27 protein-coding genes are annotated in these 24,290 nt (G+C 67.5%); 14 read left to right on the forward strand and 13 right to left on the reverse strand.

All coding sequences use genetic code 11. The features are described from left to right. Positions 1-267: 267 nt before the first annotated feature. A complete protein-coding gene (locus tag IG69_RS0116850; RefSeq protein WP_030529339.1) occupies positions 268-669 on the forward strand; it encodes a DUF302 domain-containing protein in 402 nt (133 codons plus the stop codon). A 376-nt stretch (positions 670-1,045) separates the two neighbouring features. Here IG69_RS0116850 and IG69_RS0116855 read toward each other — a convergent pair whose 3' ends face one another. The 5 genes from IG69_RS0116855 to IG69_RS0116875 form a co-directional block, all read right to left on the reverse strand. Next, on the reverse strand, positions 1,046-1,672 hold the full coding sequence (locus tag IG69_RS0116855) for a DUF4396 domain-containing protein (RefSeq protein ID WP_211251036.1): 627 nt from the start codon (positions 1,670-1,672) through the stop codon (positions 1,046-1,048). A 71-nt stretch (positions 1,673-1,743) separates the two neighbouring features. Continuing rightward, positions 1,744-2,052 carry a metal-sensitive transcriptional regulator gene (locus IG69_RS0116860; protein ID WP_030529341.1) on the reverse strand — a complete coding sequence of 103 codons (309 nt, stop codon included), beginning with the start codon at positions 2,050-2,052 and terminating at the stop codon, positions 1,744-1,746. Further along, positions 2,045-4,330, reverse strand: a complete 2,286-nt coding sequence (locus IG69_RS0116865) for a heavy metal translocating P-type ATPase (RefSeq protein WP_030529342.1) — start codon at positions 4,328-4,330, stop codon at positions 2,045-2,047. The genes IG69_RS0116860 and IG69_RS0116865 overlap by 8 nt, the downstream gene beginning before the upstream one ends. Further along, the gene (locus tag IG69_RS0116870; protein ID WP_030529343.1) at positions 4,327-4,509 is read right to left on the reverse strand and encodes a hypothetical protein; all 183 of its coding nucleotides are present in this window, start codon (positions 4,507-4,509) and stop codon (positions 4,327-4,329) included. Before IG69_RS0116870 ends, IG69_RS0116865 begins: the two co-directional genes overlap by 4 nt. Continuing rightward, a complete protein-coding gene (locus tag IG69_RS0116875; protein WP_030529344.1) occupies positions 4,506-4,715 on the reverse strand; it encodes a heavy-metal-associated domain-containing protein in 210 nt (69 codons plus the stop codon). The genes IG69_RS0116870 and IG69_RS0116875 overlap by 4 nt, the downstream gene beginning before the upstream one ends. Positions 4,716-4,869: 154 nt before the next feature. Here IG69_RS0116875 and IG69_RS0116880 point away from each other — a divergent pair, with 154 nt between their 5' ends. Then, complete coding sequence (locus tag IG69_RS0116880) at positions 4,870-5,469, forward strand: phosphatase PAP2 family protein (protein WP_036830486.1); 600 nt, start codon at positions 4,870-4,872, stop codon at positions 5,467-5,469. A 6-nt stretch (positions 5,470-5,475) separates the two neighbouring features. Here IG69_RS0116880 and IG69_RS0116885 read toward each other — a convergent pair whose 3' ends face one another. Both IG69_RS0116885 and IG69_RS0116890 read right to left on the reverse strand, forming a co-directional pair. Further along, the gene (locus IG69_RS0116885; protein ID WP_030529346.1) at positions 5,476-6,591 is read right to left on the reverse strand and encodes a sensor histidine kinase; all 1,116 of its coding nucleotides are present in this window, start codon (positions 6,589-6,591) and stop codon (positions 5,476-5,478) included. Continuing rightward, a complete protein-coding gene (locus tag IG69_RS0116890) occupies positions 6,588-7,313 on the reverse strand; it encodes a response regulator transcription factor (RefSeq protein WP_030529347.1) in 726 nt (241 codons plus the stop codon). Before IG69_RS0116890 ends, IG69_RS0116885 begins: the two co-directional genes overlap by 4 nt. A gap of 145 nt (positions 7,314-7,458) precedes the next feature. Between IG69_RS0116890 and IG69_RS22235 the strand changes: the two genes are divergently transcribed. The 3 genes from IG69_RS22235 (at position 7,459) to IG69_RS0116905 (ending at position 9,838) form a co-directional block, all read left to right on the forward strand. Further along, positions 7,459-7,626: a hypothetical protein gene (locus tag IG69_RS22235; RefSeq protein WP_157577677.1), complete on the forward strand. Its 168-nt coding sequence runs from the start codon at positions 7,459-7,461 to the stop codon at positions 7,624-7,626. Next, a complete protein-coding gene (locus IG69_RS0116900) occupies positions 7,623-9,119 on the forward strand; it encodes a multicopper oxidase family protein (RefSeq protein WP_030529348.1) in 1,497 nt (498 codons plus the stop codon). The genes IG69_RS22235 and IG69_RS0116900 overlap by 4 nt, the downstream gene beginning before the upstream one ends. Positions 9,120-9,229: 110 nt before the next feature. After that, positions 9,230-9,838, forward strand: a complete 609-nt coding sequence (locus IG69_RS0116905; protein ID WP_030529349.1) for a DUF305 domain-containing protein — start codon at positions 9,230-9,232, stop codon at positions 9,836-9,838. 331 nt (positions 9,839-10,169) lie between these two features. Here IG69_RS0116905 and IG69_RS21275 read toward each other — a convergent pair whose 3' ends face one another. Further along, positions 10,170-11,405, reverse strand: coding sequence for a tyrosine-type recombinase/integrase (locus IG69_RS21275; protein WP_169742092.1), 1,236 nt, complete (start codon positions 11,403-11,405; stop codon positions 10,170-10,172). A gap of 633 nt (positions 11,406-12,038) precedes the next feature. Here IG69_RS21275 and IG69_RS0116915 point away from each other — a divergent pair. From IG69_RS0116915 to IG69_RS0116930, 4 genes are all read left to right on the forward strand, one after another. Next, positions 12,039-12,659: an MBL fold metallo-hydrolase gene (locus IG69_RS0116915; RefSeq protein ID WP_030529351.1), complete on the forward strand. Its 621-nt coding sequence runs from the start codon at positions 12,039-12,041 to the stop codon at positions 12,657-12,659. Positions 12,660-12,908: 249 nt separating this feature from the next. Beyond that, the gene (locus IG69_RS0116920; protein WP_030529352.1) at positions 12,909-13,466 is read left to right on the forward strand and encodes a hypothetical protein; all 558 of its coding nucleotides are present in this window, start codon (positions 12,909-12,911) and stop codon (positions 13,464-13,466) included. Between the two features lie 210 nt (positions 13,467-13,676). After that, entirely contained in the window at positions 13,677-14,081 is a 405-nt protein-coding gene (locus IG69_RS0116925; RefSeq protein WP_030529353.1) for a VOC family protein, read from the forward strand. Further along, a complete protein-coding gene (locus IG69_RS0116930; protein WP_030529354.1) occupies positions 14,078-14,353 on the forward strand; it encodes a winged helix-turn-helix transcriptional regulator in 276 nt (91 codons plus the stop codon). The genes IG69_RS0116925 and IG69_RS0116930 overlap by 4 nt, the downstream gene beginning before the upstream one ends. Positions 14,354-14,934: 581 nt before the next feature. Here IG69_RS0116930 and IG69_RS0116935 read toward each other — a convergent pair. The 4 genes from IG69_RS0116935 to IG69_RS0116950 form a co-directional block, all read right to left on the reverse strand. Further along, on the reverse strand, positions 14,935-15,432 hold the full coding sequence (locus IG69_RS0116935) for a hypothetical protein (RefSeq protein ID WP_157577679.1): 498 nt from the start codon (positions 15,430-15,432) through the stop codon (positions 14,935-14,937). 154 nt (positions 15,433-15,586) lie between these two features. After that, entirely contained in the window at positions 15,587-16,288 is a 702-nt protein-coding gene (locus IG69_RS0116940; RefSeq protein WP_157577681.1) for a hypothetical protein, read from the reverse strand. A 458-nt stretch (positions 16,289-16,746) separates the two neighbouring features. Next, on the reverse strand, positions 16,747-17,490 hold the full coding sequence (locus IG69_RS21280; RefSeq protein WP_157577683.1) for a hypothetical protein: 744 nt from the start codon (positions 17,488-17,490) through the stop codon (positions 16,747-16,749). A gap of 334 nt (positions 17,491-17,824) precedes the next feature. After that, positions 17,825-18,451 carry a DUF7002 family protein gene (locus IG69_RS0116950; RefSeq protein ID WP_157577685.1) on the reverse strand — a complete coding sequence of 209 codons (627 nt, stop codon included), beginning with the start codon at positions 18,449-18,451 and terminating at the stop codon, positions 17,825-17,827. A gap of 463 nt (positions 18,452-18,914) precedes the next feature. Here IG69_RS0116950 and IG69_RS0116960 point away from each other — a divergent pair, with 463 nt between their 5' ends. Then, positions 18,915-19,280 carry a hypothetical protein gene (locus IG69_RS0116960; RefSeq protein ID WP_157577687.1) on the forward strand — a complete coding sequence of 122 codons (366 nt, stop codon included), beginning with the start codon at positions 18,915-18,917 and terminating at the stop codon, positions 19,278-19,280. Positions 19,281-19,371: 91 nt separating this feature from the next. On the opposite strand, the gene IG69_RS0116965 is transcribed toward IG69_RS0116960, so the two are convergent. Further along, a complete protein-coding gene (locus tag IG69_RS0116965) occupies positions 19,372-19,896 on the reverse strand; it encodes a hypothetical protein (RefSeq protein ID WP_030529360.1) in 525 nt (174 codons plus the stop codon). Positions 19,897-20,129: 233 nt separating this feature from the next. On the opposite strand from IG69_RS0116965, the gene IG69_RS0116970 reads away from it, so the two are divergent. The 4 genes from IG69_RS0116970 (at position 20,130) to IG69_RS21790 (ending at position 23,520) form a co-directional block, all read left to right on the forward strand. Next, a complete protein-coding gene (locus IG69_RS0116970; protein WP_157577689.1) occupies positions 20,130-20,402 on the forward strand; it encodes a hypothetical protein in 273 nt (90 codons plus the stop codon). A 150-nt stretch (positions 20,403-20,552) separates the two neighbouring features. Then, entirely contained in the window at positions 20,553-21,746 is a 1,194-nt protein-coding gene (locus IG69_RS0116975) for a TRAFAC clade GTPase domain-containing protein (protein ID WP_030529362.1), read from the forward strand. 26 nt (positions 21,747-21,772) lie between these two features. Continuing rightward, on the forward strand, positions 21,773-22,126 hold the full coding sequence (locus IG69_RS0116980) for a hypothetical protein (protein WP_245616183.1): 354 nt from the start codon (positions 21,773-21,775) through the stop codon (positions 22,124-22,126). Between the two features lie 182 nt (positions 22,127-22,308). After that, complete coding sequence (locus tag IG69_RS21790) at positions 22,309-23,520, forward strand: restriction endonuclease (RefSeq protein ID WP_169742093.1); 1,212 nt, start codon at positions 22,309-22,311, stop codon at positions 23,518-23,520. The last annotated feature ends 770 nt before the right edge of the window (positions 23,521-24,290 follow it).

The following is a 24,290-nucleotide window of genomic DNA, read 5'->3' on the forward strand; positions in this document are numbered from 1 at the left end:
GCGGCAGCGTCTGGGACGGCGTGGGGCCGGGGGGCCGCCGGCGACGGGACACCGGCCACGGTCGGGTAGGCCCGCCGTCCACGGTTTTGCTCTGTCGTCTTTCGTGCAGCCAAAGATGTCCCCTAGGACGCTGGGCTGAGTTAATACCCCTAGGGGTATCTTTGTCAAGCCGCTCCGGAGAACTCGTGCCGCCGTCGGTCGTGTGACGATCGGCGTGCGCGGTGCCCGCGTGAAGACAGGCACCGCTCGCCGACCAGGAGGAAAGAGATGAGCTACGCACTGAGCATGACGGTCCACGCCCCGTACGCGCAGACCGTGGAGGCGACCCGCGTCGCGCTGGCCGACCAGGGCTTCGGGGTGCTGACCGAGATCGACCTGGCGCGCACGCTCGAGGAGAAGATCGGCGCCGACATCCCGCCCCAGGTCATCCTCGGTGCGTGCCGGCCGCCCCTAGCGCACGCGGCCGTCCTGGCGGAGCCGTCGATCGGTTTGCTGCTGCCGTGCAACGTCGTCGTGCGCGCGCTCGACGACTCGACGACGTTGGTGGAGGCCCTGGACCCCGGCATCATGGTCGGCCTGACGCACAACGACGCGATGGCCCCAGTCGCCTCGGAGGCCGGAGAGCGCCTCCAAGCAGCGCTGGCGAGCTTGTCCGAGCGCTCGAGCTAGTGAGGAGCCTCTACTTGTGCAGGCGGGTCAGCCTTGTTCGCGGGCGTCGCCGTGGCCCTGTGGGGCGGCTCGTGGTGACCCGGGCGACCAGGCTTGCTCGAGACGCAGCCGGGCCTCCTCCGGGGCGGCCCCGTGGTGGGTCCCGTGCGGCCTGTTGACGCACTTGAACAGCTGTAGGGACTGCAGCACCGATGGGTGACGACCTGTCACCTGTCATCTGTCAGTGCAGCAGTCCCGCATGAGCGACTCGGTTGCGAGGCCAACTGTTGGGGCACGGTTAAGGCACGCACTGTTCGACGATCCGGTGCCCTTGCAGGTCAGACGCCACCTTGAGATGCGCCCCCGGTAGGACTCCACCCTGCTGGCCTCGCTCAGGCTAAGAGCTGATGCTGTCGGCGATGGAGACCACGAGGCCGCCGAGCATGAACGCGGTCAGGGTGGCGATGAGGGCGCCGGTGCTGAACGTGGGGATGAGGCGTCGTGCTCCGTGGGCGGGTGCGGCGTCGTGGTACTCGTGGGTGAGGGCGTGGCCCTTCCCGCGCGAGAGCAGGTAGGCGTTGACGGGGTAGGCGGCGACGAAGGCGACGGTGAGCGAGATCGCCATGCCGACCCAGAAGACGATGTTGACCAGGCCGGCGTTCATGGCGCCGGGGATGAGGGCCATGACGACGTTGTCGGTGACCTCCATCGTCGCGATGGAGACGGTGTCGGCGGCGAGCACGACGCGCAGGGCGGTGCCGACGGCGAGCCCGGCCTTGAGCAGGGGGAGGGTGGAGAGGGTGTAGCCGAAGAAGAAGGCCAGGGCGATGGAGATGACGATGGTGCTCGCGTTCCCGAGCCCGGCGGCGGTGCCGATGATGAGGCCGGCGATCTCGCCGATGGCGCACCCGGTCAGGCAGTGCAGGGTGGCGCTGAGGGCCATGCGGGCCACGCCGCCGGTGGCGTGACCGCCGTGGTGGTCGTGGCCGGTGTGGGTGGGCGCGTGCTCTGCGTGGCTGGTCATGGGTCCTCCCGGGGATGAGTGGTGGGGGCGTACCGGCGCGAGTGCGTCGGCACGCGTGGGGTCGGGCGTGGTCACGAGCGCACGAGGCGGCGGATGGCGTCGGAGGCTTCCTTGAGCTTGGCGGCGCCTTGGTCCTCGCCGGCGCGGGCGGCGTCCAGGACGCAGTGGGCGAGGTGGTCGTCCATGAGGCCGAGGGCGACGCCTTCGAGGGCCCGGTTGAGGGCGCTGATCTGGGTGAGGATGTCGATGCAGTACTGCTCCTGCTCGATCATCCGGGCGATGCCGCGGGCCTGGCCCTCGATGCGGCGCATCCGGTTGAGGTAGCCGTCCTTCTCGCTGATGTAGCCGTGGTGGTGCTCGGGGCTGCTGGGCTCAGGCATGGGGGTCCTCGGGGGTGTCGGTGGGCTGGGTGGTGGTGCCGGTGAAGGTGCGCAGGCGCAGGCTGTTGCCGACGACGAAGGCGCTGGAGAAAGCCATGGCGGCGCCGGCGAGCATGGGGTTGAGCAGGCCGAGCGCGGCCAGGGGGAGGGCGGCGACGTTGTAGGCGAACGCCCAGAAGAGGTTGGTCTTGATGGTGCGCAGGGTGGCGCGGGAGAGGCGGATGGCATCGACGGCGGAACGCAGGTCCCCGCGCACGAGGGTGATGTCGGAGGCCTCGATGGCGACGTCGGTGCCGGTACCCATGGCCAGGCCGAGGTCGGCCACGGCGAGGGCAGGGGCGTCGTTGACGCCGTCGCCGACCATCGCGACCGTCTTGCCCTCGGCCTGGAGGCGGGAGACGACCTGGGCCTTGTCTCGGGGGAGCACCTCGGCGATGACCTGCTCGATGCCGACCTGGGCGGCGATGTGCCGGGCGGCGGCCTCGTTGTCGCCGGTGAGCAGGACCGGTGTCAGGCCCATGGCCTGCAGCTCGCGCACGGCCAGATCGCTGGTGGGTTTGACGGTGTCCGCGACGACGAGCAGCGCCCGGGCTTGCCCGTCCCACCCGACGGCGACGACGGTCTTGCCCTCGGACTCGGCGCGCGCCTTGGCCTGCAGGAGCGCGGGGGAGAGGTGCTGGGACCAGTCGGCGAGCAGGGAGGGGCGTCCGACGACGACGGCGTGACCGTCGATGACGCCGTGGACGCCGCGGCCTTCGAGGTTGGTGAAGTCCTCGGGCGTCGGCAGCGGCCCGGTCTCGTCGGCGGCGGCGCGGGCGACGGCCTGGGCGATGGGGTGCTCGGAGGCGGCCTCGAGCGCTCCGGCCAGCCGGAGCGATTCGCGCCGGTCCTGGCCCGGTTCGGTGACGACCTCGGTCAGGGTCATCCGGCCGGTGGTGACGGTGCCGGTCTTGTCCAGCACGACGGTGTCGATCGTGCGGGTCGACTCCAGCACCTCGGGGCCTTTGATGAGGATGCCGAGCTGGGCTCCGCGACCGGTGCCCACCAGCAGGGCCGTGGGGGTGGCCAGGCCGAGGGCGCACGGGCAGGCGATGACCAGGACCGCGACGGCGGCCGTGAAAGCCGCGGAGGCGGGTAGGCCCGCTCCGAGCCAGGCGCCGAGGGTCGCGACGGCGAGGGCGATGACGACGGGGACGAAGACGCCCGAGATGCGGTCGGCCAGGCGCTGCACGGCGGCCTTCCCGGTCTGGGCCTGTTCGACCAGCCGGGCCATCTGGGCCAGCTGGGTGTCGGCGCCGACCCGGGTGGCGCGCACGACGAGGCGGCCGCCGGCGTTGACGGTGGCGCCCGCGACGGCGTCCCCGGCGGCGACCTCGACCGGGACCGACTCGCCGGTGAGCATGGAGGCGTCGACGGCGGAGGTCCCGGCGACGACGACGCCGTCGGTGGCGATCTTCTCGCCGGGCCGCACGACGAACTCCTGGCCTGCTGTGAGCTGCTCGACCGGGATCTTGGTCTCGACGCCGTCGCGCAGGAGGGAGACCTCCTTGGCGCCCATCTCCAGCAGTGCGCGAAGGGCGGCGCCGGCCTGGCGCTTCGAGCGCTTCTCGAAGTAGCGCCCGGCGAGGATGAACAGGGTCACCCCGGTGCCGACCTCGAGGTAGATGTTGGCGGCGCCGTCCGAGGGGGCGATGGTCAGCTCGAACGGGTGGGTCATGCCCGGTGTGCCGGCGGTGCCGAGGAAGAGGGCGTAGAGGGACCACAGGAACGCGGCGAGGGTCCCCATGGAGATCAGGGTGTCCATGGTGGCGCTGCCGTGGCGCAGGTTGGCCCATGCTGCGCGGTGGAAGGGCCACGCGGCCCAGAGGATGACCGGGGCCGCGAGGGTGAGGCTGGCCCACTGCCAGTACGTGAACTGCAGCGCGGGGACCATCGACATCGCGATGACAGGGACCGACAGGGCTGCGGCGCCGATCAGCCTGTGGCGCAGCCCGGTCAGCTCGGGGTCTGGTGCGTCCTCCCTCGGCGCGCCTGGGGTGGCGGCCGGCGCCGGCAGGGCCGCGGTGTAGCCGGTCTTCTCGATCTCGGCGACCAGTGCGGCGGGGTCGTAGCCCGCGGGGGTGGTGACCGTGGCCTTCTCGGTGGCGTAGTTGACGCTGGCCTGGACGCCGTCGAGCTTGTTCAGCTTGCGCTCGATGCGGTTGGCGCAGGAGGCGCACGTCATGCCGCCGATCTGCAGCTCGATGGACTGGCCCGTCCCGGGTGTGGTGGTGCTCATCGCTCGGACCCTCCGTGCTGGTGCGATGTGGTGGAGGCGGGTGAGTGGGGGGTCTGGCCCTGGTGCTCCCAGCGAGTCACCACGGCCTGCGGCACAAGCGCGCCGGCGGCGGTGAAGGAGGCGACGAAGACCAGGGCCAGGGCGGCCCCGAAGAGCGCCAGCCGGGTGACGGCGCTCATCGGACGGGCTCGGCGGTGTACCCGGCTTCCTCCACGGCGGCCAGCACCTGCGCCTCGTCGACCTGGTCTCCGCCGACCACGAGCCGCCCGGACGAGGCGTCGACCTCGAGGACCTGGACGCCCGGGAGCTCGCCGACCTCTTCACGGACCGACATCTCGCAGTGCCCGCAGGTCATGCCGGTGACTCGGAACTCGGTGGTGCTCATGGTGTCTACCTCTCGTCGGGATACCCCTACCGGGTACCTGTACGGTTCAACGTATGCCCCAGGGGGGTATTCCGCAAGAGGCTGGTGTCCCACAGGTTCGGCACAGGTGGGAGCGGCACACTGCGGTGTCCCTGTGGAGAAAGGCCGCACCTGCATGCCCACGTCCTCGCTCGACGAGCGGCTCTTCGCCGCGGTCCAGTCGTTCGCCCGCTCGACGCCCTGGCTGCACGGGCCGGCCGTGCTCTTCGCGACCTACGGCGTCGTGCTCTTCGCCGGCCTGGCCCTGTGGGCGCTGCTGCGGGCCCGAGGCTCCACCGACCGTCACCTCGCCGCCGCCGGATGGGTTGCGCTCGGCACGCTCGTGGCCGTGACGGTCAACCAGCCCGTCGCCGCGCTGTTCGGCGAGGCGCGCCCGTACGCGACCCACCCTGGTGCGCTGCTGCTCGTCCAGCGGACCACCGACGTGTCCTTCCCGTCGGACCACGCCACGATGGCCGGCGCCGTCGCCGTGGGCCTCCTCATCGCGGCGCCGCGTCTGGGCCGCTGGGCTGTCGTGGCGGCGGTCGCGATGGCGTTCACGCGCGTCTACGTCGGCGCCCACTACCCGCAGGACGTCCTCGCCGGCCTCCTGCTCGGCGGGCTCGTGGCAGGGGCCGGGTGGCTGCTGCTGCGCCGGACGCTGACCGCGCTCACGGGATGGCTGCGCGGTCGTCCGGTCGTACGGGAGGTGTTCCGTCCCGTCGCCTCCGGCTGACCGCGGTCAGGTGCGAGGCAGTCGGAGCGCGAAGGTGGCTCCGGTGCCGGCGCCGTGGCTGCGGGCGGTCAGGGTGCCGCCGTGGGCCTCGGCGATGGCGCGGCTGATCGTCAAGCCGATGCCCGAGCCGCCTCCGTCGGCGGCGGTGCGGGAGGTGTCGGCGCGGTAGAAGCGCTCGAAGACGTGGGGCAGGTGCTCGGCGGTGATGCCCTCGCCGTCGTCCACCACGTGCAGGACCGCGTGGGCTCCGTCCTGTGCGGTGCGCACGGTGACGGTGCCCCCGGCCGGCGTGTGCCGCAGGGCGTTGCGCAGGAGGTTGGTCAGAACCTGACCGATGCGCTCGGGGTCGGCGTCGACCGCGAGCGTCGCAGCCGAGGTGTCGGTCCGCAGGGTGACCCCGCGAGCCTCGAAGGCCGCTGCCTCGGTGGCCAGGACGTCGTCGACGAGCGCGTCGAGGTCGACCCGGGCGGGGTGCAGCTCGAGGCGGCCTTCCTGGGCGCGGCTGACGGCCCCGAGGTCGTCGGCGAGGCGGCGCAGCCGGTGGGTGCTCGAGCGCAGCACCGCGAAGGTGGCGGCGTCCGCGGCGACGACGCCGTCCTCGAGCGCCTCGAGGTGGGCCTCGACGGTGGCCAGCGGGGTGCGCAGCTCGTGGCCGAGGTCGCTGAGCATCCGGCGGCGGGTGCCCTCGACCTGCTCCAGGCGGGCACCGAGCTCGTTGATCGTGCTCGACATCCGGTCCAGCTCGACCCCGAGGCCGGAGGCGGGGACGCGCACGTCGTAGCGCCCGGCCGCGACGTCGGCGGCGGCGTCGACGACGCGGCGGGTGGAGCGCTGGACCCGGCGGGTGAACCACACGCTGACGGCGAGCGCGGCACCGACGGAGACGAGCAGGGCGACGCCCATCGCGACCAGGAGCGCGTCGCGGAAGGCCATCTCGAGGTGGTAGGTCTCCGAGCTGCTCGGGTCGGTGCCGGCCTCGAGGAGGTGCTGGTGGAAGAGCCCCGGGCCCACGAGGGAGGCGACGAGGTAGGCGGTGACGGCGCCCGCGATGAGCAGGAGCGCCTGGGCGAGGAGAAGCCGCGCGCCGAAGCCGCGCGCCGCTCGAGGCCGCGTGCGGCTCACGCGCCGGGGCCCATCCGGTAGCCGACCCCGCGCACGGTCCGCACGAAGACCGGGTCGGTGGCGTCGTCGCCGAGCTTGCGCCGCAGGTGCCCCACGTGGACGTCGACGAGGTGCTCGTCGCCGACCCACTCCGGCCCCCACACGGCGTCGATGAGCTGGCGCCGGGAGAAGGCCATCCGCGGGTTGCCGGCGAGGGCGGCCAGGACGTCGAACTCGGTGCGCGTCAGGTGCACCGGTTCCTGGTCGAGCCACACCTCGCGGCCGACGGGGTCGACGGCGAGCCGGCCGACGTTCACGGCGTGGTCGGTGGGCTCGGGATGGGTGGGGCGTCGGGGACGCCGGAACATCACCTGGATGCGGGCGACGAGCTCGCGGGGGGAGAACGGCTTGGTCAGGTAGTCGTCGGCTCCCACGGACAGGCCGATGAGGGTGTCCACCTCGTCGTCGCGCGCGGTGACCATCACGACGTAGGCGTCGGAGAAGGTCCGCAGCTGCCGGCAGACCTCGATGCCGTCCATGCCGGGCAGGCCGAGGTCGAGCACGACGACGTCGGGGTCGACCTCGCGGGCCGCCTCGAGGCCGGAGGGGCCGTCGTGGACGACGTGCGCCTCCATCCCTGCTCGCTCCAGGTAGCTGCCGATCAGGCGCGCCATGTGGACCTCGTCCTCGACCACGAGCGCGCGCACTCCCGGCGTGGTCGGCGAGGTCGGGACGCTCTGCATGGTGCTGATCGTGTCACGCGGCCACCGCCCGTGCGCCCGGGCGCCGGTACCCCCGCGGGCATCTTCATCGAACCTTCACGCCACCTCGACACGACCGTCGGGCTCGGCGCGGACCCTCGGTGAGGAGACGAAGGAGATGGTCCCGATGATGAACGGGTTCGTGGGCGCCGGCTGGGGGATGTGGCTGGTGATGGGTGGCGTGGTCGCCGCACTGTGGGTCCTGGTGGTCCTCGCCGTCGTGGCGCTGGTGCGCCCCGGCGCGCGGGCCGCAGTCGACGAGACCGCCTCGCAAAACACGGTGGCGCGTCGATGAGCGCCACCCGCCGCAGCGTGCTCACCGGTGGGCTCGGCCTGCTGGGCCTGGGCGCGCTGAGCGCGTGCGGGGGCGGCGCCCGGCCGGTCGGGCCCCGCTCGGCCGCGGTAGCCTCGACCGAGGCTGCCCGCCACGCCCGGGGACTGGTCACCGCCTCGCTGCGCGCCGCCCCGGCCACCGTCGACCTCGGCGGCGTCGTCGTCGACACCTGGGCCTTCGGGGACACGGTGCCCGGGCCGACACTGCGCGTCGACGGAGGCCAGGTGCTGCGGGTCGACGTGCGCAACGACCTGCCCGCCGACACCTCGGTGCACTGGCACGGCATCCGGCTGCGCAACGACATGGACGGCGTGCCGATGATGACGCAGGACGCGATCCGCCCGGGTGGGGCCTTTCGGTACGAGTTCACCGTGCCGGACCCCGGTACCTACTTCTTCCACCCCCACGTCGGCGTCCAGCTCGACCGTGGCCTGTACGGCGTCCTCGTCGTCGAGGACCCGCACGAGCCCGGCCGCTACGACGACGAGTGGGTCCTCGTCCTCGACGATTGGGTCGACGGCACCGGGCGCACCCCGGACGACGTGCTGGCCGGGCTGACCGCCGGCTCGGGCACCGCCGACGCCTCCGGGGGGCACGGCATGGGCGGCATGATGGGTGGCTCGACGAGCGGCATGGGGGGCATGGGCTCCGGTGGGATGGGTGGGATGTCCGGCGGCGGCGGCGACGTCGTCTACCCCCACTACCTCGTCAACGGACGCGTCCCGGACGACCCGGACGTCCTGCGCGCCCGACCCGGCGACCGCATCCGCCTGCGCGTCGTCAACGCCGCCTCGGACACCGTCTTTCGGCTCTCCCTCGCCGGTCACCGCCTGACGGTCACCCACAGCGACGGCTGGCCCGTGGAGCCCGTCGAGGGCGACATGCTCCTCCTCGCCATGGGGGAGCGCTACGACCTGCTCGTCACCCTCGGCGACGGCGCCTTCCCGCTGACGGCGACCCCCGAGGGCAAGGACGGACAGGCCCTGGCCCTCGTCCGGACCGCGGGCGGCACGCCGCGGACCACCGCAGCGGCGACCGCCACGTCCGGAAGCGTCCTGTCGCTGGAGAGCCTGCGCCCGCTGGCGGGGACCACGATCGCCGCCCGCGAGAGTGACCGCACGCACGACCTGGCGCTCTCCGGATCGATGAACCCCTACCGCTGGACCATCAACGGCCGCAGCTTCCCCGACACCGACCCCCTCGAGGTCCGCTCGAGCGAGCGGGTCTCGCTGGCCGTGAGCAACATGTCGATGATGGTCCACCCCTTCCACCTGCACGGGCACACCTTCTCCGTGCGCGGCAGCGGGGTCCGCAAGGACACGGTCCTGCTGCGACCGATGCAGCGTCTCGTGCTGGACCTCGACGCCGACAACCCCGGCCAGTGGGCCGCCCACTGCCACAACGCCTACCACGCCGAGACCGGCATGATGACCACGCTCGGCTACGTCACCTGACCGGGCTGCGGTCGAGCTTCTTCACCGAACCTTCATGAAGCCTTCGGGGAACGACCGCACGCCCGCGAGACGGTGGGAACGTTCCCGTTCTCCACCACCGAAGGACACCCGTGCCCTCCACCACCCGTCGTCTCGCCCTCGGCGCCGTCGCCCTCACCGCCGCGACCCTGCTCGCCGCCTGCGGCTCCGACACCGACCACTCCGACATGCCGGGCATGACCGGGATGTCCAGCTCCAGCGCGTCCGCCACGGCCGGCGGTTCCTCGGCCCAGGGCGCGCCCGGCGACGTGATGTTCGCGCAGATGATGATCCCGCACCACCAGCAGGCCGTCGAGATGGCCGACCTCGCCCTCGACGCCAAGGCCGGGGCCTCCGAGCAGGTGCGCGCCCTCGCCACCGACGTCAAGGCCGCCCAGGACCCCGAGATCCAGACCATGCAGGGCTGGCTCAGCTCCTGGGGCGCCCCCGCCAGCGCCGGCATGGACCACGGCATGCCCGGCATGATGGGCGAGACCGAGATGGCCTCGCTCAAGGACGCCACCGGCACCGACTTCGACCGTCAGTGGCTGACCATGATGATCGCCCACCACGAAGGCGCCATCACCATGGCCCAGGACGTCCTCAGCAGCACTAAGGACGCCGAGGTTCGCACCCTTGCCGAGGCCATCATCGAGGCACAGCAGCAGGAGATCACCACCATGCAGGACCTTCTCGGCTGACCCAGCCCGTGCGAACGGGGCCCCACCGCGACGGTGGGGCCCCGTTCGCGCAGTCACGGTGCTGGGATGTCGAGTTGGCCTAGATCGGGCCGTCGCGGGGTCAGCTGTCGTCGCGGGGACTCGAGGTCTCTTGGACGCGATCATGGGGGTGTGGCGCACCGTGAGAGCCGGGCGGCCTTCCAGGCGGAGCGAGCCGAGTGGGCACGCGCCGGGTTCTCGAGTGATATGCGTGCAGCTCACAGATAATGATTGACAGTGACCCCCGGGCAGAACTCCACCTGTGGCAGTGCACGCCTCTTCAGGGGTCGGCTGATCGACCAGCGGCGGCCGCTCACGCAGTCGTTGTGCTGCGGAAGTGGATGTCGGAGAACGCGGCGGTGGTGAGTTCGTCCATGCGACTTTGGGTGGCTCGGACGTATCGCTCGGCTGCTTGGGTCGAACTGTCCCCAAGGGACAGTTTGACCTCTGCGACATGCGCTCCCCGCTGAGCCATGCGGGTCGCTCCTGTTGCGCGCAGGTCATGGAAGTTGATCGGCCTGCCGACCGCGTCGCGCACGGCGGCCCACCCGCCTCTGCCCTTGCGAAAGGTGGTCTCAGAGAGCCACCCACCGTCATCGGCGGGGAAGAGCAGTCCGTTTCGCCCGACGATCCAGGTGTCCATGTGATGCGTCAACACCTCGAGCACGGGTACGGGAATCCGCTGGTCTCGCCTGCCCGCTTGGCTCTTGGGGCCCTTCTCGTAGCGACGTCCATTGGGCCCGGTACCGATGGCTCGCGTCACTCGGACGACGGGGACCTTGGCCTTCAGCTCGATGTCCGAGCGGCGCAGCGCGATGATCTCTCCGAAGCGGAGGCCACAGCCGAGAGCGAGCGCGACCATGGCTCGCCACTCGGGGCGGATGGTGGCAAGGATGAGGCGCAGGTCGTCGTCGTCGATCACTTCGGTCCGGGACTCTGACCGGCGGCCAATGGAGCCGGCTCCGTCGATCTTGAAGGGGTTGATGGCCCCCGGAAGGACACCGTCGGCTGCGGTTGCGCTTCGCATGATGGCTGAGCCCAACGCGTAGCACTCCCGAGTGGTTTTGGGTTTGTCGTGGGGGAGGCTCTGCTCGTACCAGCGAAGGACGACCGTCGGTGTGATTTCGTCGAGAGAGAGTGGACCCAGGGAGGGCAAGAGGTACTTCCTGAGCCAAAGACCGTATGACCGGCGCGTGGACTCCTGAAGGGGGCCGTTCCGCGTTCGGCGCGTCCGCAGCCATGTGGCCGAGTACTCCGCGAAGGTGACGACGGCCTCACGTTCGGCTTTCCGCCTCTGCACCTCCGCTCGTTCAGCCAAGGTGGTCCACTGCGCTCCCTCCGCGATCAGGCGGCGCTCTTCGTCGCGAAGCCAGTCCCGCGCCGCCTCTCGCCCATACGTGGTCGGCTCGAACGTGTGGGGCGCGGCGATGAGCTGTCCGCCCCGACCCGAAGGGTGATTGGTAGGCACGCTGTAGCGCGCCTGCCAGCGCCCCGACCGCATCCGGGACACTTGCCCGAATCGGTGACGCCCCCGTTTTGCATCGTTCATGCATCGGATCGTAGGGCCATTCCTGTCCCTTTTCGACCCCTCGATGGACAGTTGGATCAGCCCTTCGATCAAGCAAACGTACAGGTCGGAGGCTGTTCCTGACCCTGAGAGTCCACGTGGGTCCAACAGGGCCAATCGTTCGTTCGAGTCCAACCGGGGGAGCACCATCGAAGGGCCCCTGACCAGCGAAGACGCCGGTCGGGGGCCTTTCGCGTGGCAGCCGCAGCGGAGGTGCGGCTGCTACGGACGCTTGGCCGCGGTTGCAGCAGGCCGCCGTGACGACAGAGGCGTCCCCCGTGCCGACGGGCGGACGCCTGTCACTGACACCTCCTGCCTGCCCGGGGGCGACGCGGTGTGCCGCCGTCGAGGTGGCAGTGCGTCCCGGATGCGTTCGTCCGCCGCCCCCGCATGGCGGTTGGCTCCTGACGGCCACGTCGAGTCCGAGGACCAGGTGGGTGGTGTGCGGGGCTGAGTTCCGCCGGCGCCACGTGTCGGGACGGGACCGTGACCAGGGAGGGTGTCGCGGACCGATGAGTCTGCTGCTCGGCGGAGGTCATAGTCGTCGTATGAGTCAACGAGGTTCGCACGACTTCTGTGCGCACCGACACGGGACGAAACGAGCTGGGAGGGCGGATGACTGAGCGGACCACCGTGACGCCAGTGCTGACGGCCGACTTCGGGGTCGAGGCCGGCAGCGGCGGGCGGATGCCCGTCTACGTGCACGTGATCGACCACGAGGGCACGCGCATCCTCGTCGACACCGGCATCAAGGATCAGCATCCGGCCCTGTCGGACATGGACCCCCGGCTGCTCGGGTGGACCGAAGAGGTCGACCTGTCCAGCATCGACATCGTGGTCAACACCCATCTGCACGCCGACCACTGCGGCGGGAACCACCTGTTCGTGTCCCGCCCGATCTACGTCCAGCGCCGAGAGCTCGACGATGCGCTCTCGCTGGAGGACTACACGCTGCGCGAGTGGGTGGAGGCACCGGGCGTCGACTACTCCGCGGTCGACGGCGAGACCGAGATCGTGCCCGGCATCAGGCTCCTTCCCGCACCGGGACACACCGATGGGTCGCAGATCGTCGTCGTGGACGATGGCGAACAGCGCCTCGTCATCGCCGGCGACACCGCAGTGTGGTTCGGTGAGCTCGACGAACCCGCGACCGAGGGTCAGAAGCTCATCACGACGTTGCGCCCCGACGCGGTGTGGCTCTCGCACGAGCACCTGCCCTGGAGGCCGCGCACCTAGGCGCACCTCCACCGGACGAGCTTCGCTACGCCGCGTCACGGGCTGGCCAGTGTTCACGCCGCCGGAGGCTCCCGCCGAGCCATCGGCGTGAGGGGGACTGACCCGGCTACGCGACCACGAGGGCGCACAGCTGGCGGCGGAGTGGGCCTGTCGTCACGAAGCCCCGCCGTTGGGCCTCACCTCGAAGTCGGACTCCATTCGAACTGATTCGCCACCGACGGCGCCGCGGCCAGTCCTAGTGTTCTGCGGGTGAGCGAGGTCCGGCGACACGGCGAGAACGTCTGGCGCCCAAGCGTGCGAGCCAGGCTGAGCTGGGTCCTCCTCGTGACGGTCTTCCTCGTGGGTACGACGTCGCTCGCGATGAGTGGTCCGCTGTCGACCAAGGATGGGCTCCTCTTCGCCTGTACTGACTTCGCCTTCATCTCGCTCTCGCCTGTTCTGTTGTTCCGCTGGCGGATGGTGCTGGGCTCAGATGTCGTGTCCTTGGTGTTCCTGCGCGTGCGGCGCATCGAGCTCCGCAGGATCGTCGAGGCAGAGGTCGTCCCACGAGAGGGCCTCACGTTCGTCCTGGACGACGGGAGCACGGAGTCGTTCGGGGCCCTGGGGAACACTGCCTGGTCGCACCGTCGCACTACAGCGAGCAGGGCGGACCTCGCTGCCCGCGCCGTCTTGGTGGCAGCCGCTGAGGCACGGGGAGAAGAACCCCCGCTGGCGTACCGTCTCCCGCCCATCAAGGGCCTGAAGCGAGCCGCGGTCGAGGACGGAATCTGGGCGTTGGTCGTCGGCTTGATCGTCGGCAACTGGTAGCCGGCACCACACGCGGCCACCGCGTCATGCCGGCCCCGGTGACGAGCACTGCCGGACCCTGTCCAAGTGCGCGGACAGCGGCGAGGTGGCGCACCTCGGGGTTGTTCGAACGCGGATAGCGAGTGGCTCGGAGCTCTCCAGACGTGAGCTCGGTCCACTCGCTCACGACGTGCCATTGACAAGGCACTTGCATTTTGCAAGTGTCTTGCCATGAGCCTCTTCATCACGTGTCCTGTGGAGGATGTCGCACGCGCCTCCGCCTTCTACACCGCGCTCGGCTGGACCTTCAATGCCGAGATGTCGGACCACAACGTCTCGTGCTTCGCGATCGCGCCCGAGCAGTACGTCATGCTGGGCAGCCGTGAGATGTACGCGCAGGTCGGTGGCGTCGAAGAGCTGATCGGCGGCCCGGGCACGCCCTCGAAGGTCACCGTCTCCTTCGACCTCGTCAGCCGCGAGGCGGTCGACAACCTGGTCGAGCGGGCCGTCGCGGCGGGCGGTCGGGTGGGTGACACGGACGACTATCCCTTCATGTACCAGCGGCAGTTCGACGACCTCGACGGCTACCACTACTCACCGTTCTGGATGAAGCCGCTCGCCGACCCCGCCGAGTGAGCGACCTCGCCGCGGCCCTGGACGTCGTCGGAAGCCGATGGGCCCTGCTCATCGTGGAGAGGTTGCTCGAGGGTCCGCAGCGCTACGGCGACCTGCAGCGTGACCTCGGAGTCCCGACGAACATGCTCGCCACGCGCCTGCGCGAGCTCGAGGCAGCCGGCGTGCTGCGCCGACTGCCGCTGCACCACAACACCAGGGCTTACGCCTTGACCGACCGGGGCCTCGCTCTGCGTGGCGCCATCGAGGAGCTCGCGCGCTGGGCCCGCGGGTAATCACCCCAAGGAGAAATGCCTGCGACGAGCACAAGTAGTGGACGCAGGCCCAGCCGTGCGGTCAGCAGGCGGTGATATGACGCGGATTAGTGCTCGTATCAACTTCACCTGCTGCGCCAGGCGCTGGCGGTTTTAAGGATCAGTCCCTGCGACCATGGGACAGAAGGTGCTCCGCAAGTACGCAGTCATCCGAACGGCGTCAGCGGCAGATGCGCCGTCTTGGGACGCCTGATCTAAACTGTCTTCCCACGACTTCTCGCCGCTGGCGATCTCGCGGCATTCTAGAAGGGCCATGTAGGCGAAAGAATTAGCTTCGTCTGACGTGAACGGTCGCGATCTCCATATGTATCCGGATCTCTGGGCAACAACGGCGAGAGCCCGCACGGATGCTTCGTTGGCACCCGAGGCGCGTAACTCGTCGACGACGCCAAGCTCAGAGGTCGCGGAACTGGGCGCTGCGCGCACAGTCTCGGTGATGGTCGCGGGAGTTGGCCGCGCCGCGCCGCCGCATCCCGTCAAAGTCAGCGTCAAGACGGCCGCGGCCGTACGAGACGGTGCTCGAAGGCGCTGGACTGGACTCATCAGTCGAATTGTCCGTTGAAGTAGTCGAGAACAAACTTCTTGTGCGCGGGGCAGAGAGCTCCGCCTGCGGCGATGGCGATGTAGGCGGCAGGGATGTCCGGTGGAACGTAGTCGCCTTCCTGTAACCCCTCGTAGAAGGCCTGCCAGCTGTCCTTATCGTCCGCGGCGTCGTCTAGCCCAGAGCACACGGCCTCGCCCACCACGATGAGCTGGATCTCTGAGTTTGAGACTGTCTCTTCGTCGATTCCACGCTCGAGCGCATACAGGTACCTCTGTTGAGAAGTCGTGTAGACCGAGTCAGGGTCCTTCTTAAAATCCGCGAATGGGTCGGCTGTGTCATCATTTGTCGCTCTTGCTGTCGGCGACGCAGGCGCCTCAGCAGAGGGAGTGGCGACGACGGTCGACTCCTCGGCGGGCGCGGTTTGTGTCACCGTCTGGGTCACCAATGGGGCAGCGTCCCCTCCGGCGCAGCCCGCAAGCGCCAGCGCCAGCGCCATGCCCATTCCGACAATGCCCGCACGTGCACGGCCCATTGAAACCCCCACCCAGAAGTTAAGATCGACCTATTGAATCAAACACACCGTGCACTGGTGGCGGTTACCGAGCAACCCGCCCTTAACACATCGCGGGCACAGGACCAACCGTGCCTGATCAGTACTGTGTCTTGATGAATCCGCATGGCGGGTCAGCGTAGTCGTAGCTTCCGCTCCGAGGTACGTACATGGCTTTTACCCAGCCTTTCGGCACCCCCGACTGGTCGGTGGCTGCGTTCCAGAGCTTTACCCCCTCAGCCCTCACGATGACCGGCGCGTCTGAGTCCGGAGCCGCCTGGAAAACACCTCCGGACAGGTCATTTGGTGTGAACCCTTCGGAACCGGGTGCGGGCCCGCAGGGTGTAAGGGCCGAGACCTGTGGCTTCGCTTGATACAGGAACCCCTTCCTCAGCACGACCTGTTTGGTGGAGGTGCGTGCTGGCTTCTCAGCGCACGTCCCGGTGAACTTGCGCCGATCAAGGAATCTCACCGTTAGCTCGCTCTTGCCGACGCGTATCGACGTGGTGACGTTGCCGCATCGGACGTCGTCCGTGACGGGTTGCCTTAACTGCTGAGGGGAACGCTTCTTGGCGTCCCAGAGCCAAAGGTAGGTGAATTCGCTGAAGCTGCCGTCGCCCTCGGCAAGGAGGGAGACCAAAGCGTCGCTCTGTCCGTCGCCGTTGACATCCGCGAAGACGGGCTCTTTGGCGTTGACGCTGTATGACGTGGCCTTCACCATCGCTCGCCCATCCTTCAGGCGTACTTTCCGCCCGTCCCGAGCGTCAAACCACTCGGCGTTCGCGAAGTCAAACTCTTCCACCCCTGGCGGTCGGGATGCCGAGCGTGAGGGCACGGGGCCGGGCGCGGCTTGAGACTGATTGCCGCTCGGCGTTGGCGTGGCCGTCACCGTTTGCAAAACCGTCGACGGGGCTCCGGAGGAAGCCCCTTGGACGCTGCAGCCCAGCAACAGCAGCGCCGGACCTGACAGTGCAACGGCGAACCGCAGGCTCCGCCCATGCTCGCTCATGCCGACGCCTCTGGACTTGGCCAACCGCGCGATGACACAGTCCTTACTGACTCAAGCCCCGCCCCAAACCTCATAGCCCCACACCCAAGCACCGATCCATCCCTCTCACGGAGTTATCAACAGATTGCTCATTGCCGCCTACCCCTCCAGCGAGGGTAGGCAGCGAATCGCCGCGATATCACCGGCGTGCGCGCCGTGGAACGGCGACCGCCGCGGCCTCCGGGGGTATGCCGGGCCGCCGCTGGCGCATGTCATTGGGTGGGGGAGACGTCGGTGACCTTCGCCTTCAGCTTGGCCTTGCTGGAGGCGGTGGACGCCGATTCCTCGGAGTCGAACGACATGGTGCCGTCCTCGAGGGTCATGGTGTTCACGGCGGGCCCGTCCTCGACCCCTGAGACCTCGTAGGTGATGTCGTAGCTGCCCGTACTCACGTCTGCGAAGCCGACGTACTCCGGCTCGATCACGTAGGTGACGTTGCATCCGGCGGACCCGAAGCACTTACGACGCTTGATCTTGACGCCCAACTTGAAGTCGGCCGGCTCGAGGTCTGCGACGACGGGCTCGTCGGCCGCGTTTTCAGCCGCAAGGTACGCCGATTCCAGTAAGGAGCTGGCCTGCGGGCAGTAGGCCTTGGTGAACGCGGTTGCTTCGAGCTTGCTGACGCGGAAGTCGCTGGAGTCGTCATGCAGGGCCTCGCGCATCTGCACGTACGTCGCCATGTCCTCAGCGGAGTTGTCACACAGGTTGGCCGCGACGCCGGGCGCCTCTTCGCGCGACGTCCCGAACTTGTCGGCCGGGACCGCCCTCACTTCAAGGAGGCGCTGGTACTCGCTCCACTTCTCGGCATCGCTGGCGCTGGATGCGTCGTAGGTCGACGCGGCAGCCGAGCTGGGCGTAGAGCGTGCTGCTGGACTTGCGCCATCCGAGCAGCCGGAAGCGATGATGGCGATCGAGGCCGTTGCAGCGATGAACGCGGTGTTGGAACGAAGTGACATATGCGATCCCCCTGGCTGAGTCAGCAGTGCAGGGGTACCTTGCGGTGCTGCCCGGTCTGAACCGCGCAGATTCCGGTCAGCGGCAGCAGCCGGTCTTGCTGTGCGCGCCGAGCGGTTCCCCCTGAGCCGAATCGTGCATCACGCACAACCGATTCATCAAGCATTTGCGCAGATCAGTGGGCCAGAACGTGACTTGCGAGCGAGTGCAACTAACAATGTCCGGATCTCTTCAGCACGACACCGGCCGCGTCCCCCCCGCTTGAGCAACAGCATCCACCGGCGCTCGGCTGGGGGCGCTGAGACGCAACCGTCACGCTCTCGCAGGAGGGGCGGCCTACGGGACGAGTTCCTCGACGTCCGTCGTCATCTCCAAGATGTCTGGCACACCTTGGAGGACGGTGACCTCGACCAGGGCTACCCCTTTGTACCGTCGCCGGTACTCCTCATATGGGTAGCTCGAGATTGGCTGCCAGGACTCGTGCCCCCTAGGTGGGTGGTTGACCTGCGTGCAGGCACCGCTGTTGAAGCGGCAGAGACGAATCATTTGCTCGTATCGCGACACCAACGTGCGTGTGTCCACGGTGAGAACGATCTGCGGTGAGCCCTGATACTCACGTGCGTTCAGGAGGCGCTCCAGCCTTTCGCGAGTTGGTGCGAAGAAGACCCGAGAGCTCAGTGCCTCAAGGAAGAGCTCCAGGCACGAGGTGGGCTCAATCTTCTGATCGATGAACTTGAGGGGCTTCTGGTCGCGGATCACCGCCAGCCCAACACCCGGTGTCTGCAGCTGCGTCGACTCTGTTCTCCTGCGGCGCAGCAGGCGGTCTCGCTCCTGGGCCCCAACTCGGTGTAAGTCGAGAAGAGCTGTTGTGGAGAGCAGTCCGTACACCTTGATGGATGACCAAGACGCGGCAGAGGCAACGTGGAAGACCCGGGGGTGGCGAGCGATCAGGTCTTCAGTCATCACCCGACGAGCATGTCACTGCCGCTCGCGAGCGCTCATCCGCATACTCGCGAGCGCCACAGCGTGTTGTCCGCTCGCGGCGAAGTGGGCTACTTCAACGCCGCTGCTGATCTAGGTCCCTGACCCTCGGGGTTACCGGGTGTGCGTGGGGGTCGGGATGTAGAGGGGATCTAACTGTGACGTTTATTGATGGGTCTTGTAGTCCACCCACCACTGGATCACTGGCTGCCGGACCGCTGGCACGGTGGCGAGCACGACCACTCCGGTCAGTGCGACCGCCCGGACGACCCGCCGCGGCGACAGCCGGAACAGCACTTCGACGACGTCCCCAGTTCCATGGCGCAATGGTCGCAAGGGTCACCGACACCCGGCCGCCCAACGTGGAGGTAGATCCGAGTCCTCGCCCTGCCTAGGAGCGGTGATTCGCACCTGCCCTGGCCGCTCTCGCCGTAAGGTCCGCAGTGTGACAAGGAAGCCGTTGCCGCCGCCAGAGTGGTGGGAGAACTTCCGCCTACTGCACGTGAACTACGGGCGGGACCTTCGGGCGATCCGAGCATTCCAGATCCCCGAGGAGGAGAAGCGCCAGCGTGGAAGGGGGCTCTGGCTCGAGACCGAGCAGCAACGCCGGCTCCTGATGAAGAGCGCCATCCCGAAACTCCAGTGCACGGCGACGAAGAAGAACGGCGCGCGGTGCAGCAAAGCAGCTCGTCCGGACTACTTCGGACAGAAGTGCTCCTCACACGCACCTCACATCGATGAGTACCCGCCACTGGACTCTGTGCGGGCCAGCTGGAGCGAACACGAGTACAACCTTCAGGGCCTCGGCTGAGGTCCGATTCGGCCCCGAATGCGCGGTCGCCACGCGGCGTAAAACCCGCCTTGGAGTACGCCACCCGCCGTCCGGCAGTGAGGGCGTCGTGTCAGGCCTGGACGCTCAACTCTGCGCGCATCGTCTCCTCAGCGGCTTCCATAGCTTCTGCGAATGCAGTGGTGGCGTAGGCCAGGTCCAGGTTCTCGGGTCCTGCCTCCAGAACTCGCTGCCATTCGAATAGGAAGCGGCGAACGGTGACGGCTCTTGGCCAGACACCGGGCGTCAGCAGCTTCATCTGCATCAAGTTGGCGTTGAAGGACGCCCGCCATTCGTCGTCCTTGACCTGCAGCGCTGCAAGCGCGTTCCTCTCTTCATCGGTGCGCACTTGACCAGCCTGCTGCAGCAGTTCAAGCCGTGCGACCGCTTGAACGGAGAAGTCGGTCAGGCAACGCAGCTTCGTGTCCATGTGAAGACGCGCCTGCTCAGTAGCGCGTCGCTCCGCAGCCATGTCCTGATCCCAGGTAAGTCTTCTCGTTTCCCGCCGCGCAGTGAAGTGGGCGGTTACCAGTTGCGCAAGGACCGCTCCCGCGGCTCCGATCGATGACCCGATCAGGGCTGCGGTTGGAGCGTCCACGTAAGAACCCTAGGAACACATCTTGCAGCGCGCCACTGCAGGACGTCGGCTTGCGGCGAAGAGACGCAGGTGCGGGGGGCGTCGGGTCCGAACTTCAATCGTGGCGTGTACAGCCTGCTCGAGCTCAGTCAACTCGTGAGACAGGCGATCTCTCGTGAGAATGCGGCCATCTCACGAAATAGTGGTACTCTCGTGAGGTCGGAGTACATCAGGCAAGGAGAGGGGACGCAATCGTGGCCAGCAAACCCCCCGCGCAAAAGACGCCTCGAGCACTGGAGTTGCGATTCGTGATTCAGGTCGGCGACAACGCTCCAGGCAACATTCGCGACTCCCGGGTCCAAGAGGCTTTCAGCTCGCTCATCGGAGGCGTGACGTCCCTGCTCCCTCATGTTTTTCCATGGGCTAGCCACGTCTACGTCGAGAAGCGGTGGCTCTACAACTGGCAGGACGAGTCCGACACCATTGAGCTTCCGCCGACAGTCGAGAACGGCAAGGCTTCCGCCTAACCGATCAGTTCCCTGCATGCACGAATGGCGGCGAAGTGGGCCACCTACCAGCTGCTCCACCCAGCGTCACAGTCATGGCTTCGCCGGGTTCCCTCGTCCAATCGGCCAGCGCGTGATCGAAAGCGGCCGGACGCGGGATAGGTTCGCCGCATGGCGAAGTATCCCCGCGTACGTGAACAAAACATCGCAGTCTTCGGTGAAGCCGGATCCGGTAAGACGGTGTTGGTCTCCTCGTTCTACGGCCCTACGCAGGAGGGGTCCTACGTCAACGACCTGTGGGACCTGGTGGCCCGTCAGACCGGGCAAGGGCATCGGCTCTACCAGAACTTCCTTGGCATGCGGGACAGTGCGACGGTCCCGATGCAGACGCGGTTCGCCAATACGACCTACGAGTTCTCCGTCAAACTCAAGGCCGGCGATGAGCACGGGGGACCGAAGCGGCCGTTCGATGAGTTGCGTCTCGCTTGGCACGACTACCCCGGCGAGTGGTTCACGGAAGACCCGAGCAGCGCCGAAGAGCGAAACCGGCGTTCCGACACGTTTCGATCTCTGCTCCGCTCGGATGTTGCGCTCCTGCTGGTTGACGGTCAGAAGTTGCTCGACTACGCGGGCGAAGAGGAGCGCTACCTGAAGTCTTTGCTCGGCAACTTCCGTCAGAATCTGATGCGCCTCAAGGACGACCTCCTCGCAGAGGACGGACGGTTGGTCGAGTTCCCAAGAATTTGGATTCTGGCTCTGTCCAAGGCGGACATGTTCCCTGACTGGGATGTGAGCACCTTCCGCGATCTCGTTATCTTGAAGGCCTCGGAGGACGTCGAGCGGCTCCGCAGCGCTGTCGCGGAGCTGATCGAAACGCCGGAGGCGCTCTCGATCGGCGAAGATTTCATCCTGCTGTCCTCCGCGAAGTTCCAGCTCAAGCCAGGTGACCCGCAGCCTGTCGACATCGACGTCAAGCAGCGCGTCGGGCTCGACCTCGTCCTTCCCATCGCATCCCTCTTGCCCCTGGAGCGCCGAGTCCTGTGGGAGCAGCGCATGACGATTCCCCGCAAGGTGGTGGATTCGCTCGCGGACGGCGCCGAGGTCATTGCCGCCGCTCTGACCGGCGCGAAGTACGCCAAGTTCGATGAGGTCATCAAGAAGTTCGCCAAGACCGACAGGCGAGCCGACTTCGTCGTCAAGGTTTTGCCGAGACTCGCCCAAGCAGTCGAGATGGCTGGACCCAAGCTCAAGACGATGAACGAGGAAGCCCGCGCCCACAACGATCACTTGCGAGCAATGTTGACCCAGTTCAAGCTCGACCTCGACCAGGGCGTGCGCGACAAGGTGCTTCGGGCCCAGAAGTGATGACAGATCCAGAACGCCCGGCGCACTTGATCTGGGCCACGCGCGGCCACACGTGGGGCTTTCGGTTCCTGCTCGACGCGGGTAGGGATGATCCCCTGTCGGACTACGAGCGAGCCTTCGCGCGGGACCTCGACAAGCCTGTTGTGTGGCGACAGGTGAGTGAGCTCACGGCTGTCCGATTCCCGGACCCGCTGGGACGCCGCGACACGGCCGGCCGCGTCATCCCGCACGAGTTCGTTGCCCTTGGCGGTCTCGCCGCCAGCATCACGTCGGTGGATGACGGAAACAAGCTGCTCTGGCCCCTTGTTGAGCACGCCTACGCCCGCATCTGGAGCTCCGATGCTGCACCGACCGAGGGCGATCTCCGCTTCGACGGCTAGCCATCCCACCAATCGATTGAACAGCCTGATTCCCACCGGGAGAACGAGTTTGCAATCTCGGCGGTCGATCTCGGCCGCAGGATGGTCCGAGGCAGCGAGGCGCTACCGCTCTGAGCCATGTGCCAGTGCGAATCGCGATCATGCTTCGCAGTGTTCGTAGGCGTCGCTGGCAAAATGTCTGCATGCTGCCATTGCCCCCCGCTCGCCAGAAGATCGACGCGATCGAGCGAGCGGAGGCCTCGGTTGCGCTCCATCTCAGGGAAGGAGAGGAGCTCGTGGCCACTCAACCTGCAACCAGCGGCGCCTGGGCCCCTCGTCAAGTCGCGATCACGTCGCAGAGAGTCTTAATCCTGTCAGGCAAGAAGCTCGTACAAGATATATCTCTCTCCGATGTAGTGACAGGGCCACCGGGCTACTCGGTGCGCCTTCCGCTGTCAACCGCTAAGCCGCTGAAGGGTTTGGACGAGCCAGACCTTCGCCATTCGGTTCGAGTCGCGAGCCAACTATCAAGCTCTCGCCTCAAGCTGACAGACTTGAATGGAGCGCAGGAAATAACTCGGCTCAAGGCCGAGGTTGATGAGGCAGTCGCAAGGATCGCCGCACTAGCAGGACGGCGAGCGCTGCATTTCGATTGGTTCGAGCGCCCGCATGTGACCGATAAGGAGCGATGGCCCGCTCGTTGCGCTATCTCGCACAACAAATTTGAAAGCGAAAGCAAGTTTTCGGTGATGTCATCGCTCACGCTGGGCCTCATTCGCTCTGGGAATCCGATTGGTTACTACATGCCCGGAGGTGAGGGCGGTAAGCGCATGATGGAGCAACATGCAGATACGCCTGAGAAGGCGGCAGCTATCGCTGTGACGTCCCTGTTGACAACAGACTGCGCGCTGATGGGAACTGTCAAGCTGTCTGGCGAGAGGGCGCACCCCTTGCCTCTCGGCATGGAGTCGGTGCTAAGCGAACTTCGAGCGCTTGATCCCCAATTTCGGTTACCGGCCCCGCACACAAAGACCTCGAAGGGCCCTCTCCCGAACTTCGGCCTGGTCCGAACGGCACGCGACGCCGAGGAGAACGCAGCGATGCTGCTTCGGTGGATGGGCTTCACCGACGCTTCGGTAACTCCTGTTGGAACCGACGGTGGAGTCGATGCGCGCGGCACCGGCGTGGTGGCGCAAGTGAAGATGGAGAGCGTCCCCGTCGGTCGCCCTGCGGTCCAAGCTATGTTTGGAGTTGCCACGGCAGAACGGGCGCAAGGAGTCTTCTTCTCGTTAGCTGGCTACACTCCTCAGGCTCAGGCGTGGGCGGAATTGGTTTCCCTGCCTCTGTTTACGTTCGACTTTCAGGGTTCGCCCTCAGCGTGTAATGCACATGCGCAAAAACTCATGTCCGAGTAGCAACGTCCTCTCCGCGGCATGTCGACAGTCGTGGTGTTGAGCGAGGTGCTCATCCATGATGACCACCGGGGACGGCTCCTGCTGGACCCAGGCGGACCGCTTACGCATCCCTGTCGATTGGCGCACCTCGACTGTCGATCGTGGCCGAACAGGGACGTGCGTCACCTTCCGCGCCGATGATGACGAGCTCGGCAACCTGACCAAGCGGATCTCAGCGTCTTCGCCGCCCTCGTCATCAACCGCGAATTCGCCGCAATCTCATCTGCCCCAGAGTCCTGTAACCGACCGAAGCAGCATCTTCATGCGCTGAACTACGTCGGCTTGCGGCGGAATGCCGCAGGCCAAAAGAGGCCCTTCCAATCGCGCTGGCGACTTGGGACACTCGGCCATGGGGATGTCCGAGTCTGAGATCGCAGCACTTGTCGGGGTGGCCGTACTTCTGAACGGTCTTGGGGTGCTGGCTTGGCGCCGGGGCTTGGTAGGCGGGTGGTTCCTGTGGGTGCTCGGGCTTGCGCTGCTCGCGGTTCCTGTCGACCCAATGCGGTTTCCTGGCGTGGGTGCAGCTGGATGCCTTGTCGCGCTTGCCCTCACCCCGGTTGGTCCCGTTGCCCTCTTGCGGCATCGCGCGAATCGCAAGCCGATGCCGGCCCGCTAGCTGCGCGCTCTAGGTTTACTCGGCCGGGACGTTGGTGACGCGTAGGCGTTGACGAGGAGGAGAACCTCCGGGTGAGGTGTGGATTGTCTAGGTCCTACACCGCCCGGAGGTTCTC

It is taken from the genome of Phycicoccus jejuensis (assembly GCF_000720925.1).
In the GTDB taxonomy this organism is placed as follows: domain Bacteria; phylum Actinomycetota; class Actinomycetes; order Actinomycetales; family Dermatophilaceae; genus Phycicoccus; species Phycicoccus jejuensis.